Source organism: Mangrovitalea sediminis (assembly GCF_002514725.1).
GTDB classification, from domain to species: domain Bacteria; phylum Pseudomonadota; class Gammaproteobacteria; order Pseudomonadales; family Oleiphilaceae; genus Mangrovitalea; species Mangrovitalea sediminis.
In genome coordinates this window covers 474,805-492,826 of record NZ_NTLB01000001.1, presented here as the reverse complement: position 1 = coordinate 492,826, position 18,022 = coordinate 474,805, and the positions used below count along the sequence as shown (strand labels likewise).

The window sequence follows — 18,022 nt, the reverse complement described above, 5'->3', positions numbered from 1 at the left end:
ATGTTTATGTTGTTTCCGGTACAACGGCTTGTCCTTCGGGGAGCACTTTGCAGACTGATGGAACCTGCTCTGTTCCCACCTGTACGCCACCGCAGGTGCTCGACTCCAGCACCAACACCTGCGTCGACAACTCCCCCACATTGTGCGGCGAGACCGGCCAGTTCTATGACGACAGCACCAAGGCCTGCGTCGCCCAGTGCTCCACCGGTTACCTGGGCACCGGTAACGAATGCATCAAGATGGCCGACTTCTCCTGCAGCGTCACCGATCCGACCTATGTCGGCACCGTCTATGACGACAACGGCAACCCCGTCCATATGTGTTCCGACCAGGAACAGCAGTGCAAAGCCTCCGGCGGCTCCTACGGTGTAGGTCCCACCGGGCAGGGCACCGTGGGCTTTGTCTGCGTCCCTAAGGATCATCAGGTCCCCACCTGCGCCAGGAACAGCGTCATCTATATCGACAACTCCAGCATCGCCGGGGGCGGCACCGGCTTCGCCTGCATCACCGCCGACGGCAACAACACCCAGCTCGACAAGAACGGCAAGCCCGTTGCCAAACCGGACCCCAATGCCGGTAAAACCGCCGACCAGATCGCCTCCGAGAACCAGCAGAACAACCAGCACTCCAACACCGCCCTCAAGGGCCTCAGTGATGCCATGGCAGGCACCAACAGCAAACTGGCCAGCCTCAACAAGTCCGCCTCCCAGACAAACACCCAGCTCGGCACCCTGCACCAGGACCTGACCGCCGGTCTCGGCACGGCTAACCAGACCCTGGCCAAGATCCACGACAACACCCAGGCGATGGCCGACACCATGAAGGCCCCGGATAGCGGCTGGCTCGCCACCGCCCCCGACTTCTCGGCTACCTTGGGAACCTTTATGGACTCGGTGAAGGGCGCCCCCTTGCTGGCTCCCCTTAATGTGCCTGACGTCTCCGGCACCTGTCCGGTCATCAGCTTCGATCTCACGGCGCTCAAGCTGGGCGTCGTTAGCAGTAACTATTTCTGCACCTTCTACCAGAACTGGGGGGCCTATATCTCCTCGTTCTTTATCGGCCTCTATGCACTGGCCGGATTCCGCGTCATTGCCTCAGCGTAAAAGGAGCACGCCATGTGGAGCACCCTTAAAGACCTGTTGCTCTGGATACCCCGCGAACTGTTCGCCAAGGTCATGGAAGGCCTTTCGGCCCTGCTACAGGCCATTCCGGCCCCGGACTGGTATGCCAATATCTCGAACATCTTCCAGGGCGACAACAACGTCCACTTCTTCCTGATGCTCTGTGCCGTCACCACCGGCTTAAAGATCCTGGCCGCCTCCTATGGCATCCGCTTCCTGATCCGCCGCATTCCGTTCATAGGGGGCTGACGTGTCCATCGTTGCCTATACCGGCCTGCCGGGGTCCGGCAAAAGCTACGGCGTCGTCGAGAACGTCATACTCCCAGCCCTCAAGCAGGGAAGGACCGTTGTCACCAACATCCCGCTCAACCATGAAGCCCTCGATCAGGAAGTCCCCGGCAACACCGTCATCAGCTTCGACCGCAGCGTGACCGATGCCTTCTGGAACGCTGACAACCAGCCCGCCGGGGCGGTGTTCGTCATCGACGAATGCTGGCGCTTCTGGCCCTCCGGCATGAAGGCCAACAACATTCCCGAACGGGTCCGCTCCTTCTTCACCGAACACCGCCACGTCGTCGGGGAAGATGGCTTCTCCAATGAAATCGTCCTCGTCACCCAGGACCTGAAACAGGTCTGCACCTTTGTGCGGGACCTGGTCGAGGAAACCTTCCGGTCCGTGAAACTCACGGCCATCGGTGCCAAGAAGAAATTCCGGATTGATGTTTATGAAGGCGCTGCCATAGGACAAAAGCCCACCGGCCAGCCGATCCGGCAAATGTACGGCAAGTACAAAGCCGACATTTATAAGTTCTACCAGAGCCACACCCAAAGCCAGACCGGGGCGGCAGGTACTGAACAGAAAGCCGATGATCGCGGCTCTGTCCTCAAGTCCGGCCTGATCAAGCTCGGCTTACCCATTGCGGGCCTGTTCGTCATCCTCTCCCTGGTCGGCGTCTACCGGTTCTTCCATCACAACCCGGATGAGGCAGAGGCCCATACCGTCCCGCTCAGGGCAGGAACCGCAACCGCTGCAGCCGCACCCCCGAAACCCCAGCTCACCGCCGAGCAGAAACGGGAACTGCGAAGGGACCTGGACGCCGACAAGCTCCCCCTCAGTCCCACGTGGCGGATCGTCGGCCAGATCAACAACACCCTGATCCTCGAGAACCCCACCCACGGGGACCGCTACATCCCGGCCACACGCTGCGCAGCCTTCCGGCAAACCTTCGAGCAGTACTGCGTCCTGAACGGCCACCTCGTGACCTGGTACAGCGCCAAACAACCGCAGCAGCCCAACGACCCCGGCCAGCTCGATGCGGCCATGCCATCGATCAGCTTCAACAAGTCACCGGATGGATAAGAAACCCCGCCGGAGCTGCGCGCGAATGCGAGCGGAGCGACCATCGCGCGCCGCCCGGCGGGGCCTGAGACGTCCCTGTAACACGTCTAACAGATTGACAAATAAAAGTGCCAAACGACCACAGAGGACCACACATGACCATTCGCGATTTTGAACGTATTGACCTCCACACCGGAGAGACCGGAAAGGGGGACTTCTTCGTCGGTCCCCAGGGACAACAGTTCAACCTGTCGAACGTTCACATCCTCCATTGTGGCGTCGATACCGTCCGGCAGATGTACCAGGGCCATTTGCGGGAGCGTGAACTGGCGAACGTCGTCATGGCATATGAGGAGGGCAGGGACACCCACACCAAAGTCCTCGGAGAAACCTTTGTTGTTGGGGGAGGGGGCAAGTCCGGTTATCAGTACCGGCTGCAGAACAATGAGCTGGGGCTGATCCTCTTCGTGAAGTCCACCTATGCCGAGCAGGACGCAAGGCACAATCACCTGAAAATCGAGTGTTCCCCCCATTACATCGCCGAACGTTCCGCTGAACAGCTCCAGGCCGATCTGGACCGCTTCGCCACCTACTTCCTCAAAGCCATCGAAGGAACCGGAGTGGCCGTTCATCTGGCCGTAGACGTGCAGGGATGGCGACCAGGTCGTCACTTCCACGACAACCTGACCGCTCGTGCCCGTCCCAATCTGGATGCCAGGGGCATTAGCACCATGACCTTCGATCTCCCGTCCGTTGCGATGATTTACGGCGAGTTTGAAACCATCACCTACGGCAAGGCCAACGCCCTGCAATTCAGCGTCTACGACAAGCGCAAAGAGGCCCAGAAAAAGGACAAATGGCACTACTGGGAGGCGATCTACCAAAAACACCCCCAGTACGACCCGGAGGGGCCTGTCACTCGCCTGGAAATGCGTTTCCATCACTCCGTGGTGCGTGAGATCGCACAGGGTACGGACCTCTCCTATATCGACACCGAAACCGGCGAGTTGATCCGGCAGCAACCGGAAGCCTTTAACACCTTCCTCGGTGTGTTCCCGCACCTTGATGGTCTCTGGCGCTTTGCCATGACCCGTTACCGCCTCGATATCGCCCGCAACTGGGTCCACCCGGTATGGACCAAGTTCCGTGAGGATGCCCGCTTTGTGAGCCAGCCCCATGACGTGGAGTACAAACGCCTCCGAAAGCCTCCAGGCGAGGGCAACGAGAAGAATGTCGCTCTCGTCCTTGGCAACTTACTCTCGATTTATGCGCGTCATAACATGCCCGCACACCAGGTCTGGGCCTGCCTCAAGCAAACCGGCATCTGGGAGGACATCATCAACTATCACCGGCGACGAGAGATCTACGAGAACGAGCTGTTCCAGCTCATACAAAAGGCGCTGATCGACCGGCGATTGCGGGGTAAGGCCGCATGATGAGGAAGCTACCGTCCGGCCGTTGGCAGGTTGATCTGCAACCCGGTGGACGCGGCAACAAGCGAATCCGTAAGAGTTTTGATTCCAAGGTTGAAGCCAAGCGTTTCGAGCGTTGGGCGTTGGGGCAACAACAGGCCGGTAACGTATGGGATGCTCTGAAAGAGGATCTGCGCACGCTTCAGGATCTGATCAAGACCTGGTACGACGCACATGGTCGATTTCTGAGTGATGGTGAACGGCGGTTTCGTCATCTTGAAAGGATCGTTGTTGCATGGGGCAATCCTGTCGCTTCCCAGGTCACCGCGAAAACGTATACCCAATATCGGGCCATCAGGATCGAGGATGGCATTGCACCGAAGACCTGCAACAACGAGTTGGGTTATTTGAATGCTGTTTATAACGAATTGCGTCGGACTGGGGAGATTGAGTTCGAAAACCCGTTTTCTGCGGTGCGACCGATTAAGATTCAGGAGCGCGAAATGGGCTACCTGGAACACGAGCAGATCATGGCGATCTTCCGTCAACTTCACACCAAGGCTACGAATCCGCATGTGCTCCTGGTTGCGCGTCTATCGCTAGAGACGGGTGCACGTTGGTCTGAAGCTGAAAGTCTGACCCTCGAAAGAGTGAAGCCGTATCGCGTCGTGTTTCACATGACGAAGTCAGGCAAAAAGCGATCAGTGCCAGTTTCCAAAGGGCTTTATGAAGCGTTGGTGGCCCATCTTCGAGAATGGGGGTCGCTCGGTACCTCCACGATTTCAGCGTTTCGGCGTGCTGTTGATCGGTCTGGCGTGAAGTTGCCCCAGGGGCAGTGCGCTCACATTTTGCGCCATACGTTTGCCAGTCATTTCATCATGAACGGCGGCAACATTCTCACCCTGCAAAAAATCTTGGGTCATTCGACCATTAACATGACGATGCGTTACGCCCATCTTGCACCGGATCACCTAGAAGACGCTGTCAGATTTAACCCGGTCAACGGATTTGATGCCTGGCTAGATGAGGGCTCGGTAAGGAAGTAGCCCTGTTTAGAGGGGCGCCCTGATTGCTTACTGCACTTTCTTTGAAAGCCATATTAGTTGACATGGACTAAGCGTAGGCTTAGTCTTTGGCTTGTTGAGGTGGGAGATATAGCTGTGAATGTATCTGAACTCAGGGCAAAACTAGGGTTAAATCAAGCTCAGTTTGGCAATCTTTTCGGCGTACATCCGATGACGGTTAGTAAGTGGGAACGAGGACTTCTTCAGCCCTCCGAATACCAGTCTGCCTTGATGACAGAGTTCGAAAAGGCTGCAAGGCAAAAGGAAGTGACTGAGACCATTGGGGCGGTTCTGGTAGGTGCAGGCATCGCTGCTGCGTTACTTCTCTTGCTTAGCAATTCACGAAAATAAATTAGGAAAATAGTTATGTATGAAATTGGCTCAGAGTTGTCTGTTCCGCAGCAATTTTATCGGCATGTAGGCGTTTATGTTGGCCTTGGCCAAGTCTTTCACAATCATCCGGAGCGTGGTGAAGAAATCACGACTGTTGGAGGTTTTGCTAATGGGCGAGCTGTTTCGGTAACAGAGTCCGGGGTTTTGGAACCAATGGCGTTCATGGCCCGAGTCCATGCGGCGATTTCAAATCCTGCCTCTTACAACTTGCTCACCCGCAACTGTGAGCACACCGCAAGCTGGCTTCGTACAGGCAAGGCAAAAACGCCTCAGGTCTGGATATGGGGTAGTGCTGCGGTTCTCACTGCAGTGGCTTTATTTGCCGCATTCCGCACGAAGAAATAATGGGGCCTCTGAGTTGTCGAGGCTGTAGTTCGCGTTTGCTTGCGTTGTCTGTCGACACATCGTTGACACGTTGTGGTGTTTTTCATATGGCCGAAAAGAAAAAGCCCCTGAAATCAGGGGCTTATTCCGGGAGATATGGTGGAGACGGCGGGAATTGAACCCGCGTCCGCCAGCACTCTGCCTTTGGCTCTACATGCTTAGGGTCCTTCTATTAATTTAACTTCAAGCGACCCGAAGGTCAGGGTGCAGGAAGCGATCTCTTTAGAGCTTAGCCGTCAGACAGTGAGCTCTGTCAGTCGGAGCAGCTTGTTAGCTATGACTGCCTGAAATGTTGCGCTCGGTTACAAGCATCCGAGTCAGGCAGACCAGCGGCTTACGCCGCCAGTGCGTAGTTTTCGTCGTTTGCGACTATTTTAAAGCAGCTTTGGATTTACGAGATTCGCTGCCATCTCGGCATGCACCGCAGGGTTCGCCACCAGCGTCGAAGCCATGTCGTCCCCTCTACATCGCAGTATATGGGGTTGCTCAAGCGATATTCAAGGGCTTGAACAAGGGTTTCACGTTGGGTGTCGGGTCTTCCTGTATTGCAAGCTGGCGGAGTTTTTCGAAATTCTCCACGAAACCGGCCACGACATCGTCAGGGCAATCGATAAGGCGCTTGTCGGAAATCAGGCCAAACTGAACGGTGTCGTGATAGCTGAAGATGCTTAACCCGACACCGACGCCGCCGGTCTGGGGCACCCAGAACATGGGCTGTACCAAGCGGCAACCGGCAAGATACAGCGGTTTGCGTGGGCCTGGGACGTTGGTCATGACCGCAGAGGCTTTTTGGCTGAGCAATTCCAGGGCTCGTCGCTCCAGGAGGTCGGGGCCGCGTCCGAAAATATCCAGCAGGCTGTAGGTGATCTGGGCCTGGGAAGAGCGTTTTAGGCGGTTCATTTCCTGCTGAACCTGGTGGAAACGGGCCAGGGGCGAGACGAGGTCCACTGGAAGGGGGACCAGTACAAGCCCGAACTGGTTTCCGAGCGTTTCTATCGGCTGCCGCAGGGGGCGCAGATTGAAGGGGACGGCCACGCGGATACCATTCGGCGGGATTTCTTCTCCAGCCTGATGCAGGTAATCACGTAAGGCGCCGGTCGCTGTCGCCATCAGGACATCGTTTACGGTACCCCCCAGCGCCTTGGCCGTTTCCTTAACCTCGGCCATGCTTAGCGGTTCTGCCCAGGCGACGCGCTTGCGGCCGCATAGTTCGCCTTTCAGCGGTGTTGGTGGGTCTGAGGGCATCAGGCCCAGTCGCAGGCATTCAAGGCTTACATCCAATCCGGTCTTTCCCAGTTTCAGCAGATAGCCGGGGTCTTTCCAGGCGCGATTTACAACCCGGCCGGCCTGCTCTCTGGCCATATCCAGGTTGTTTTGCCAGCGGCGGAAGTGGCGTGTCAGGCGGTGACCGGGAACCGGCAGAGACGGTCGTGCTTTATGCATCGGCGTCACTTTGGTTTGGGGGTTTTCATCGGTTAGGGACAATAGGACCCGAACCAGGGAAATGCCGTCGGCGATGCAGTGATGGATTCGGACCATCAGTGCGCAGCCGCCTTCATACCGATCGATATAATGGATTTGCCACAAGGGCTTGTTGAGGTCCAAGGGTGAACTGTTGAAGTCGCTGGCGAGGTGCTGAAGCGCGGCTTTATCTGCATTACCGGGAAGCGCGATTTGATGGAGGTGGTTGTCGAGATCGAAGTAGGGGTCATCTTCCCACCAGGCGCGCTCTCCGTCGACGACAACCTTCTGTCTGAAACGACGGTATTTCAGGAACCGTTCTTCCAGTAGGTGCCTGAAGGCTCCCATAGGAATGGGCGAGTCAAAGATAAGAACGATGCCAATCATCATCGGGTTGGCCGATGTTTCCATCCGCAGCCAAGCTTTATCCACTGCAGACATAGGGGTGCGATGCCGAGTCATATCCCCCTCCCTGTCGGTGACGTGGGTTCTATGCTTTTGTGAGACGGCGTTCACGGAAGTAGTGTGACGCCTGTGTGGTGAAGGGCCAGTATAGGCAGATGCCCCTGTCAGACGGAAGTGGTGTTATTGATGGCAGGCTTGGGCGTTTTATCGGTAGAGGTTGAGAGCAGGGGCCCGCGGCTATTCGTTAGCTTTTGCGCCCTTTTGTAATGCTAACCTTCTTTTCTGCAGGCCAATTGATCTGCGGTCAGGTGGTTTTATGGACTCTGCTCCGGCGGGCTTCTAAAATGGCGGCTTTGTGGCTGTTGGGCGCATTTCCCCGACGGGGAAACAGGAGTGATGTTTGTCTTGTTTCCTGGAAACTGTCGTTAAAGTGACCGTAATCGGTTGGCGTGGTTTATGCCAGGACGTTTGTCTGAATAGGTCTAAAGTGATTGTCGGATCTCTCGGTTCGATCTGCAGCTTGGGACTGTTCGATCTGCGGCTTGATTCAGTTTGATTCAGCGTGTGGCGACAACGAAAAATGCCAGACGTGACGTGACCGAGACTATATACGATGATCAACTACCTCAAGGATGCCGTGGATTTTTCGCAGATCAGCCGGGTGTTGATCATTAAGCTGCGGCATCATGGAGATGTCCTGCTGACCTCCCACCTGTTCCGTGTGCTCAAGCATCAGTATCCCCATCTGGAGGTTGACGGCCTGGTGTACAAGGACACCGGGGAAATGCTCAGCCTGCATCCGGATATGGCCCAACTGCACCTGATTGACCGCAACTGGAAAAAACTGGGGTTGCGTGAGCAGTTGCGGGCTGAGGTGGGGCTGATCCGTCAGCTGAAACAGCGCCGTTACGACCTCGTGATTCACTTGACGGAACACTGGCGGGGATTGCTGCTGACCCGGCTGATCGGGCCACGTTTTGCGGTGGCCGGGAGCTATGCGTCCCGTCAGAGTAAATGGTGGCGCAAGACATTTACGCACCAGTACCCGATTGTCCCGCGGCGTCACATGGTCGAGGTTCATCTCGACGCTCTGCGCCGTATCGGTCTGCATTCGCCGGCGGAAACCCGCAAACTGGTCATCGCGACCAGTCCTGAAACCGACGCCGAGGTTGCCCAGCTGTTGACGGCAAACGGCACGGCGCCGGGTCGCTATATTCATCTGCATCCCACCTCCCGCTGGCTGTTCAAGAGCTGGGATCCCGCCAAGTTCAGCCAGTTGATCCGGCAACTTCTGGTACGTGGTCACCATGTCGTTGTCACGGCAGCACCCGATGGCGCGGAGCTTGCCATGGTCGAAGAAATCCTGCGCGATCTTCCGCAGCAACCGATCAACCTGGCCGGTAAGTTGAGCCTGAAACAGTTGGTTGCCGTCACTCGTAATGCCCGTTGCTTTATGGGCATGGACTCGGTGCCGATGCATATCGCTGCGGCAGTAGATACGCCATCGGTGGCCCTGTTTGGCCCCAGTGGAGAGACCGAGTGGGGGCCCTGGAACGAAAAGGCCGAGGTGCTGACCGAGCCTTTCAGCTGCCGCCCTTGCGGTAAGGACGGTTGCGGCAGTGGCAAGGTCAGCGAATGTCTTTGGCAGATTCCTGTTGAGCGGGTGCTGGATGCGATTGAGCGGGCCTGTGCCAGCGGGGCGTCGGCGTGATGCCGTCGGCGGGGGATAAGCCCTTGCGGGTTGCGATTATCCGCCAGTCCTATCGTCCCGATGGTGGTGCCGAGCGTTTTGTTTCCCGTGCGATGGAAGCCTTGTCCGAGCAGAACATCGAATTGACCGTGATTGCCCGGGAATGGTCCGGCACCGGCAGTTTCCAGACGCTCTTGTGCAATCCGTCCTACAAGGGCCGTGTCGCCCGGGAACAGGGGTTTTCAGAGGCGGTCTGCGCGCTGCTGAAGGAGCATGAGTTTGATTTGGTCCAGTCCCACGAGCGGGTTCCCTGTGGCGATATTTACCGGGCAGGTGACGGTGTTCATCGGGAGTGGTTGCGCCAGCGGAGCCGGGTGCAGGGGGCGTTGAAGAACTGGTTACAGTCTCGAAGCGGGTTTCATCGCTACGTTTTGAAGGCGGAGCGGGCGGTTTTCGAAAACCCGGAGCTGAAGGCAGTTATCTGCAACTCGCAAATGGTGCGCGACGAAATTCTGCAGAACTTTCAAATCCCTTCTGAGCGCATTCATGTCATCTATAATGGTGTCGACCTGGCGCGTTTTCATCCGGATTGCCGGTCGCAGCGTGAGGTCATGCGTCGTAAGCACGGTGCGGATGAGACAACGCCGGTCATGCTTTTTGTCGGTTCGGGTTTTGAGCGAAAAGGTCTGGCTTCCGCCATCCGGGCCGTTGCGGGTGCGAATAAGGGCGTGCATTTGTGGGTGGTGGGAAAGGACAAGCACCAACCTCGTTATGAGCGCCTGGCCCGTCGGCTAGGAATACAGAAGCAAGTCCACTTTTTGGGCGTTCAGCAGGACGTTCGACCCTTTTATGGTGCTGCGGACGCATTCCTGTTTCCTACCCTTTATGATCCATTCCCCAATGTGGTTTTGGAGGCAATGGCCTGCGGTCTTCCTGTCATTACATCGAACAAGTGCGGCGGTGCTGAATACGTTCAGGAGGGAAAGAACGGCATGGTCGCAGATGCGTTGGATATCCCAAGTCTCTCTGGCGCTGTCGTCGTGCTGGCCGACCAGGAGCGAGCCCGGGTGATGGGTGATGTTGCCCGCAGCAGTGTCATGACGCTGGATATCAGCGCTATGGCGCAACAACTTATTCAGCTTTATCGTAATCTTCTAGGTATAACGTCGTGAATGAAACCACAAAGTCTCAGCCGGTGAAGCCCATGCATGTTGTTCATACAGAAGCTTCGTGCGGTTGGGGAGGGCAGGAGATTCGTATCCTGACCGAGGCGGTCGGAATGCAGGCCCGGGGGCACCGGGTCACGCTGGTCTGTCCAGAACAAGCCCCCATTTACCGGGAAGCGCAAAAGCGCGGTTTGCCGGCAGTGGCATTACCGATAGGGCGTAAGAGCCTGACAGGTTTGTTTGTGCTGCGTCGGTGGCTGAAAACGCAAAATGTCGACGTTATCAATACGCACAGTTCTACCGACAGCTGGCTCTCCGCACTGGCACGCATCGGGCTAAAGGCGCCGCCGGCGATCGTCCGTACCCGCCATATTTCGCCGCCGGTCTCCAATAACCGGACGACGCGTTGGCTGTACACTCGCGGAACCGACTTCATTGTGACGACGGGTGAGCGGTTGCGGGAAACATTGATTCGGGATAACCGGTTTCCTGCAGAGCGTATTTTGTCGGTGCCGACGGGTATTGACCCGCAAGCCTTTGCGCCTGGAGACAGTAGCTTGGCGCGCCAGCAATTGGGATTGCCTGCTGACAAGACCATCATCGGCATTGTGGCGACGATTCGTAGTTGGAAGGGCCACGTTTACCTGGTGGAGGCCATTGCCAGGTTGAATAGACCGGACTTGCTGTTGTTGATGGTCGGTGATGGCCCCAATCGCCATAACGTGGAGAAGGCGGTCGAGACATTCGGTTTGAGTGATCAGGTGGTTTGGGCTGGAAATCAGGAGAATGTGGCGGACTGGTTGAGGGCCATGGACCTCTTTGTATTACCCTCATACGCGAACGAGGGGGTGCCACAAAGTATTATGCAGGCGATGTTCTGTCAGTTGCCTGTGGTCAGTACGCCAGTGGGCAGTGTCGATGAAATCATCAAGGATGGACAAACGGGGTTGATGACGACGCCCCAGGATGCCGGCGCTCTCAGTGAGACCATCGCTCGGATTCTGGATGCGCCAGAACTTGGTCGCCAGCTGGCCAGTGCCGGTTACCAACTCGTGACGAACGGCTATACCTTGAACGGCATGCTTGAGCGAATGGAGCAGATCTTTGAGAGTGTCTGTCGACGCCGTCATTCAGAGGCATAATTTGGTGTTTTCTTCTGCCCCTATCATTTGCGGAAATTATTTCAAATCACTATGCCGATGCACTTTCAAAATATCCTGATCATCAATGTGACTCGCATTGGTGATACGTTGCTGGCAACGCCCGCAGTCCGAGCTATCGCTGAGGCTTGGCCTGAGGCGCGTATCACGGTGATGGGGCATCCCAAGCGTGTTGAGGTGATGGACAACCTGCCCTATGTTCATGCCGTGGAAGGTATTACAAAGAAAACGGCGCCCTGGCGGGACCGGTTTCGGCGTCGCCGCTGGGATCTTGCCGTGGTGTTTGGCTTCGATGAAGCTCTGGTTCGCTATGCCTTGCGCGTCGCCGATCAGGTCGTGAGCTGGGAGCAGCAGGATGCGGATTTGAACCGCCGTGTTACAAAGACGGTTCCCAAACCCCCAAACGACAGTGTGAGTGCGGTAGACATGCTGAACGCACTTCCGTGTCAAGGTTTGGGCATCCCGGATGCCGGCGGTGCCCTGGATTATGCGGTGACGCCGGACGAGGCTGAACAGGCGAAGCAGACCATTGCTTCGTATTGGCCTCAAAAACCGAACCCTCTGATTGGCCTCATGTTGGAGAGCTTTCCGACGAAACCCTATCGGGACTGGCCCCTTGAGAGTTTTCAGTCGCTTTGTACGCGTATTCTCGTTGATTATCCGGGAGCGAGTTTTGTGCTTCTCGGCGGTAATCACTCTCCAGAGAAGCTGGAAGCTTTTCGTCAGCAGTTCGACAGCCGTGTGGCGGTCCTGGCGGGCAAGCTAAGCCTGCGGCAAAGTGCCGCGATTATGAGTCAGCTCGACTTATATATCGGTTGTGATACAGGGCCTTCTCATATTGCCGGTGCGCTGAAAAGTGTCCCTCTGATTGTGCTCTACCATTGTCTCCATCGCGCGTGGGTGCTGGCGCCACAGGGGCACAAGGCGTTGTCTGCGATCGATCATCCCGATTCCGATGCGCAGTGCAGCATTACGTCGAGTATGGCTGATATATCCGTCGAGGACGTGTACCGTCAGGTGGTCGTCCGTTTGGGGACACGTGATGAGTGATAAGCCTGCTCGCGTGCTGCACGTTATTACCACGCTGCCGGTAGGGGGGGCTGAGCGGGTTATCTTGAACACGGTCAGCTTGCTCGACCCCACCCGATTTGAGTCAGTCGTCTGCTGCATAATGCAGGAGGGGGAGCTAGCCGAAGAAGTTCGCCAGCGAGGGGTTAAGGTGGTTTCCCTGGACCTCATGAGTTCAGGTGGTTGGGACTCAAAAGTGGTTCCGGCGCTGACGCAGCTGATTCGCGAAGAGGCTATTGACCTGGTTCATAGCCATCTTTACCACGCGAACCTCTACGGAAGAATCGCTGCCTATCGGTGCGGTATACCCAGCGTCGTCACCATTCACAATACCTATGTTCGGACAAAATGGCATCGGCGTCTGCTGAACTGGTATTGGGGGCGCCGAACGGCTGCCCTGATAGCGGTGTCCGATGATATCAAGCGAGATGTCGTTCGCTGGGATCATGTTCCGGAATCCCTGGTGCAGGTTATCCCCAATGGCATCAGTATCGAGCGCGTGCAGTCAATTTTGTCTGTGGCTGAAGCCCGCGAAAGACTGGACATTGACGCCGGAACACCCGTTCTGGTCGCGGTTGGGCGTTTGGAGGAGCAGAAAGGTCACAAATATCTGCTGTCGGCGCTTCCTGAACTGGCCCAAAAAGGGTATCGGCCGGTCTGTCTTATCGTTGGCGAGGGACGAGAGCGTGCATCGTTGACCGCTCAGGCTGAAGCCCTGGGGGTTGCCAGTCAGGTGCGTTTGATGGGTACACGCTCGGATGTGAGTGATATCCTGCGGGCGGCGGATGTTTTTGTGATGCCCTCTCTGTGGGAAGGTTTGTCTCTTGCGCTATTAGACGCCATGGCGGCAAAAAAGCCTATTGTGGCGACGGACGTTGGTGGTATGCGTCAGGTTCTCGGCGATCGCTTGGGATTACTGGTGCCGTCGGCGGACGCCAGCGCATTAGCTGATGCCCTGATGTTCGCGCTGACGCGTCAGGAGGAAATGCATCGTATGTCTGAAGCCGCCTATGCCCGGGTTTGTGATGAATTCAGCGATCGACGCATGGTTGGCGATGTTGCCTCGTTGTATCACCGAGTATTGGGTTCGCGTACCTGACTACCCTTGACGAGGCCTGATGACGTTGCCTCGTTTTCCGTTGACTCCGCAGGTTTTACCTTGGCGTTATTGGAGCTGGCGGCTGTGTTGGACATCGTAAATACTGTCTTGGATTGTTGTCTCCAAAGAGGCGATTTCTTGTTGTATCAGGACTGGATGGTGCTTTGAAAGACATTACCGCTAAATTTCAGCAATTTTGGGCATGGTTGTTTTTTTTCTCAATTCCCATAGCAAATGCGCCTGCACTGACGTTCGGTGCGCTAATACTGATGTTGCTGACGAGTATTGTTTCTGCTGAGAAAGTTCGGCCACCGCTTTCGTTGCTGGGCATTTTCGCGGCATATATCCTGGTCTCTACGGCGTCGCTTGCCTGGACGTTCGAGCCGGGGGCGACGTTGACGGCGCTTAAGCGTGAAGTCTATATCCCGACGCTCATTTTCTTTGTTTTCTATTGTTTCCGCTTGCCGAATAGCCGTTCTATCGTAACGGCCGCCCTGGGTGTCGGCCTGGTTCTGATTACGTTTGTGTTCATGGCGGAATCCGGGGCTTTGCGCCAATACGTTGGCTCCGCGATACAGCATTACAACCCCGGCGTCGGCGATTTCAGTACCTATGCTGTTCTTCTCTTACCCATTCTTTATTGGGCTTCTCACGGAAGTGACGGGTTTGATCCGCGTAAGACGATCGGGGCGATCGTTGGGGTATTGTTGATTTTTTATGGTGGCTATCTGACGAAGAATCGCATGTTTTGGCCAGCGGCATCCGTCACATTGTTGGCGCTTTTTCTGATCCATTTGGGCGGTAGAGAGCGTCAGTGGGGGGCCAGGCAAGTGGTGAGTCTGTCTCTGGTTGCTGCTGCCCTGATCTCGGTGAGTCTTGTGTTTGCGTACGTCAAGTACCATGGCCCATCCACAGCGTCGGTAGACAGTCAGGTTGAAACGGTTGTGGATAAGGACCCGCGCTGGGAAATATGGAGTTATTGGATACGATTGGTCGATGTCCATCCTTGGCTTGGGTATGGCTATGGGCGCTATATCGCCCTGAGGCATTCGCCTGTTCCGCAACCGGAGGCTGCTCGGGGTTACTTGAGCATGGGGCATGGACATAACATCTTTCTTAACCAGGCTAGCGAGATTGGCATTATCGGACTGGTGTCTTTTTCCCTGATGTGGGTGCTTCTATGGCGCCAATATTGGCGTCATCTTCGTAACCCTGCTATTCGGCACTATGCGGCTGCTGGATTGGTGTTGATGATCGCGTATTTGATGAAGAACATCACGGATGACTTCTACACGCGGCGTAATCTATTGCTTTTCTGGGCGCTCAACGGACTTTGGTTAAGAAGCATTCACGATCACCTGCGGGAACGCGTTTCCTCAGACCTGCAGACGCTTCAGCGTATCCTCGTGATTCGCCGGGATAACATTGGCGACCTGATTTGTACCACGCCCATGATTCGTCAGCTGCGCGAGCGGTTTCCCACGGCGCGTATTGATGCACTGGTCAACAGCTACAACCGGCCGGTGCTTGATAACAACCCGGACCTGGATCACGTGTATGAATATACCAAAGGGAAACATCGCCGTCCGGGCCAGCAGCTGCTTGGCGTCTATTGGGCAAAGTGTCGCCTTTTCATGACGTTGTATGCTCAGCGTTATGACCTCGCCATACTGCCGGGTAGTGGCTATGCCGCTCGTGGCGTCCGGTTTGCCCGTCTTATCGGTGCTCGAGATGTGTTGGGTTATTTCGAGAGAGAGCGGCAAAAATCAGCTGGCCTGACCTTGGCTGTCGATATCAGGCCTCTAGGGCCGATGCATGAGGTCGAATATGGCAGCGTGTTGCTCAAGCCCCTGGGAATTGAGAGTAAACCGCCGCAAACGCTGGTGGTGCTCGCTCCGGAAGAACGTCGTCGTGCCGAAGAAGTGGTTGAAGCTGCCGGGGTTTCTCTGGCGGCGCTTTCGCATGGTGCGATTGGTGTTCACATCAGTGCCCGTAAACACAGTAACCGCTGGCCGGAAGAGGCATTCGTCAGGCTTATCCGGGCGTTATGGCAGGCAGAAAGTAAGCCTGTACTATTGTTTTGGGCGCCAGGGTCATCGAATGATCCCCGGCATCCAGGCGATGATGAAATGGCTGCGCGGATTGCCGCCGCCTGTTCCAACGTGCCGCTGATTGCTTTCGCAACTCAGAACCTTAGAGAGCTGATGGCGGGAATATCGCTTTGTGAGAGTTATATCTGTTCTGATGGCGGCGCAATGCATATAGCGGCCGCGCTACACAAACCCATTGTCTGTTTTTTTGGGAACTCCGACGCTCGGCAATGGTGCCCTTGGGGGGTGTCACATCGATTGTTGCAACCAGATAGCCTCCATGCAGGTTGTATTACGGTCGACGATGTTTTGACCGCTTATTCTGACCTGCGCTGTTCTTTAAAGGCGTCGGAGGCGTGTAGCTCATAAAGCTTCGCATATTTAAAAAAACTGTTCATACAGCCGATCAGGATATGGATCAGTCCAGGGATGCCGTCCAGAAAGCCCCGTCTCACGATGTAAAACTTGAAAAAACGTGTGACGGGGCTTGAAAGCATTCGAAATGCGGACGGTTTCTTGTCTCGGGCATGAAGGGCCTCTGCCTGCAGGCTGGTGTAGCGGTTCTGCTTTTGCAGGTAACGCTCAATCCGGTCCGCGGATTGGTGGTTCAGGTCATTCTTAAACCGCCCCACAGAACCGCTGCAAACCACCTTCTCATGCACGGGGTCTTCGCTCCAGCGGGCTTTTTGCCGATGGAACAGGCGCAAGCTGAGATCGGGATAGCCTTCGCCATGGCGTAGCCAGCGGCCCAGGAACAGGTTACACCTCGGCATTTCATAGGCGTCTGCATCGGGCGATTGCATCGCTGACTGGATTTCCAGTGCCAGTTCCGGTGTCAGGCGTTCGTCCGCATCCAGGCAAAGCACCCAGTCATGGGATGCCTGGTCCACCGCGAACTGCTTCTGCCGTCCATATCCCAGCCAGGGCTGCTGGATGACGCGCGCACCGTGGGATTCCGCGAGAGCGACGGTGTCGTCAGTGCTGCCGGAATCCACGATGACGATCTCATCAACGAATTCCAAGGATGCCAGACAGGCACTCAGGCGCTCGGCTTCGTTCAATGTGATGATGCAGGCGGTCAGCGGCTGTTTCATGTTGGCGAGGCCTCGCGCAGAGAATCCTGGGTCTGCTGCAGATCCGTCCAGACCCGTTCGGGGCTGAGCTCCTCAAAACAGGGCGGATAAACGGGGTAGCGCTCGCTGGCCCCATCGGTCAGTCGGCAGCGTTTATTCATGCAGGGCGCGCAATCCAGTTTTGAGGATAGGATCGATTGGTGGGCGCCGTAATTACCGGTAAGGCCGGGCCGAGTGGGGCCATACAGGGCCGTCGTCGGTACGCTCAGCGCGGCCGCCAGGTGGCCGAGACCCGTATCCACGGCGACGACGCCTAGGGCGTGTCCGATGAGTCCGGCAACTTCGGTCAGGCTGGCCTTTGGGCAAACCCGGGCCGTTTTAATGTCCGCCGCAATCCGGTGGGCCCTGGCCTGTTCTTCGGAATTGCCCCAGGGTAGATATACGGTCATGCCTGCCTCGGCGGCTATTTGGGTCAGCTGCTTCCAGTAGCTTTCAGGCCACAGCTTGGTTTGCCAGGTGGTTCCGTGACAAAAGACGAGGTACGCCTCATCGGGAACCAGGGTCCCTGGCAGTCGTTCCAACGATAGACCGTATTCTCCGAGCCCTTCAGGAACCTCGTAGCCCAGTGCCAATGCAAAGAGCTTGCGCATACGCTCTACGGCGTGCTGCTGCAGGTCGACCGCATAACGGTGGTTGTAGAACAGGCTGGCCAGGGGTTCGCGAATCGAATGCCGGTCATAACCTGCGCTGGGCGCGGTATTGAATCGTGTGAGGAATGCGCTTTTAGCTAGCCCTTGAGCATCCAGGATGAGGTCGTAGTGTGTGTCTTTGATGTCTGCACGAAAGCGCGCCCACTCGCCGGATCTCCGGGCTTTGAACGGCTGCTTTCGCCAACGGCGCAAGGCGACCGGAATGACTTTGTCGACGGCAGGGTGACACCCGGGCAGGCCGGCGAACGCCTCTTCAACCACCCAGTCGAAACGAATGCCGGGAATTGCACGTTGGGCATCGGTCAGTGCCGGGAAACAGTGAATGATGTCCCCCATGGAAGAGGTCTTGAGCAACAGGATTCGTGGTTGGCTGGATAGCGGCATATC

16 protein-coding genes and 1 other RNA gene are annotated in these 18,022 nt (G+C 56.4%); 13 read left to right on the top strand and 4 right to left on the bottom strand.

Features of this window, described 5'->3' with window-relative positions:
• Positions 1–47: 47 nt before the first annotated feature.
• The 7 genes from CLR77_RS02340 (at position 48) to CLR77_RS19960 (ending at position 5,674) form a co-directional block, all read left to right on the top strand.
• Positions 48–1,103, top strand: a complete 1,056-nt coding sequence (locus CLR77_RS02340) for a hypothetical protein (protein ID WP_143269349.1) — start codon at positions 48–50, stop codon at positions 1,101–1,103.
• Positions 1,104–1,115: 12 nt separating this feature from the next.
• Positions 1,116–1,370 carry a hypothetical protein gene (locus CLR77_RS02335; protein WP_097458969.1) on the top strand — a complete coding sequence of 85 codons (255 nt, stop codon included), beginning with the start codon at positions 1,116–1,118 and terminating at the stop codon, positions 1,368–1,370.
• Between the two features lies 1 nt (position 1,371).
• Positions 1,372–2,481: a zonular occludens toxin domain-containing protein gene (locus tag CLR77_RS02330; protein ID WP_097458968.1), complete on the top strand. Its 1,110-nt coding sequence runs from the start codon at positions 1,372–1,374 to the stop codon at positions 2,479–2,481.
• Positions 2,482–2,615: 134 nt separating this feature from the next.
• Positions 2,616–3,896, top strand: a complete 1,281-nt coding sequence (locus tag CLR77_RS02325) for a hypothetical protein (protein WP_097458967.1) — start codon at positions 2,616–2,618, stop codon at positions 3,894–3,896.
• Positions 3,893–4,918 carry a phage integrase gene (locus CLR77_RS02320; protein WP_097458966.1) on the top strand — a complete coding sequence of 342 codons (1,026 nt, stop codon included), beginning with the start codon at positions 3,893–3,895 and terminating at the stop codon, positions 4,916–4,918. The genes CLR77_RS02325 and CLR77_RS02320 overlap by 4 nt, the downstream gene beginning before the upstream one ends.
• A gap of 114 nt (positions 4,919–5,032) precedes the next feature.
• Complete coding sequence (locus CLR77_RS02315) at positions 5,033–5,287, top strand: helix-turn-helix domain-containing protein (protein WP_158227102.1); 255 nt, start codon at positions 5,033–5,035, stop codon at positions 5,285–5,287.
• 15 nt (positions 5,288–5,302) lie between these two features.
• Positions 5,303–5,674 carry a C40 family peptidase gene (locus CLR77_RS19960; protein ID WP_143269348.1) on the top strand — a complete coding sequence of 124 codons (372 nt, stop codon included), beginning with the start codon at positions 5,303–5,305 and terminating at the stop codon, positions 5,672–5,674.
• 136 nt (positions 5,675–5,810) lie between these two features.
• Here the strand turns inward: CLR77_RS19960 and ssrA are convergent.
• Positions 5,811–6,174: a transfer-messenger RNA gene (ssrA, locus tag CLR77_RS02305) on the bottom strand.
• 25 nt (positions 6,175–6,199) lie between these two features.
• Complete coding sequence (locus CLR77_RS02300; protein ID WP_097458963.1) at positions 6,200–7,636, bottom strand: WS/DGAT/MGAT family O-acyltransferase; 1,437 nt, start codon at positions 7,634–7,636, stop codon at positions 6,200–6,202.
• Positions 7,637–8,192: 556 nt separating this feature from the next.
• Here CLR77_RS02300 and rfaQ point away from each other — a divergent pair.
• The 6 genes from rfaQ (at position 8,193) to CLR77_RS02270 (ending at position 16,221) form a co-directional block, all read left to right on the top strand.
• Positions 8,193–9,290, top strand: coding sequence for a putative lipopolysaccharide heptosyltransferase III (rfaQ, locus tag CLR77_RS02295; RefSeq protein WP_097458962.1), 1,098 nt, complete (start codon positions 8,193–8,195; stop codon positions 9,288–9,290).
• Positions 9,290–10,441 carry a glycosyltransferase family 4 protein gene (locus tag CLR77_RS02290; RefSeq protein WP_097458961.1) on the top strand — a complete coding sequence of 384 codons (1,152 nt, stop codon included), beginning with the start codon at positions 9,290–9,292 and terminating at the stop codon, positions 10,439–10,441. Before rfaQ ends, CLR77_RS02290 begins: the two co-directional genes overlap by 1 nt.
• Positions 10,438–11,577, top strand: coding sequence for a glycosyltransferase family 4 protein (locus tag CLR77_RS02285; RefSeq protein WP_198962639.1), 1,140 nt, complete (start codon positions 10,438–10,440; stop codon positions 11,575–11,577). Before CLR77_RS02290 ends, CLR77_RS02285 begins: the two co-directional genes overlap by 4 nt.
• Before the next feature lie 57 nt (positions 11,578–11,634).
• Positions 11,635–12,645 carry a glycosyltransferase family 9 protein gene (locus tag CLR77_RS02280; protein WP_158227101.1) on the top strand — a complete coding sequence of 337 codons (1,011 nt, stop codon included), beginning with the start codon at positions 11,635–11,637 and terminating at the stop codon, positions 12,643–12,645.
• Positions 12,638–13,762: a glycosyltransferase gene (locus CLR77_RS02275; protein ID WP_158227100.1), complete on the top strand. Its 1,125-nt coding sequence runs from the start codon at positions 12,638–12,640 to the stop codon at positions 13,760–13,762. The genes CLR77_RS02280 and CLR77_RS02275 overlap by 8 nt, the downstream gene beginning before the upstream one ends.
• A 164-nt stretch (positions 13,763–13,926) precedes the next feature.
• Positions 13,927–16,221 carry a glycosyltransferase family 9 protein gene (locus CLR77_RS02270; protein WP_097458958.1) on the top strand — a complete coding sequence of 765 codons (2,295 nt, stop codon included), beginning with the start codon at positions 13,927–13,929 and terminating at the stop codon, positions 16,219–16,221.
• On the opposite strand, the gene CLR77_RS02265 is transcribed toward CLR77_RS02270, so the two are convergent.
• Together CLR77_RS02265 and waaC are read right to left on the bottom strand one after the other, a co-directional pair.
• Positions 16,170–16,946, bottom strand: a complete 777-nt coding sequence (locus tag CLR77_RS02265) for a glycosyltransferase family 2 protein (protein ID WP_097458957.1) — start codon at positions 16,944–16,946, stop codon at positions 16,170–16,172. The genes CLR77_RS02270 and CLR77_RS02265 overlap by 52 nt on opposite strands.
• Positions 16,943–18,019, bottom strand: a complete 1,077-nt coding sequence (gene waaC, locus CLR77_RS02260; protein WP_097458956.1) for a lipopolysaccharide heptosyltransferase I — start codon at positions 18,017–18,019, stop codon at positions 16,943–16,945. The genes CLR77_RS02265 and waaC overlap by 4 nt, the downstream gene beginning before the upstream one ends.
• Positions 18,020–18,022 lie beyond the last annotated feature (3 nt).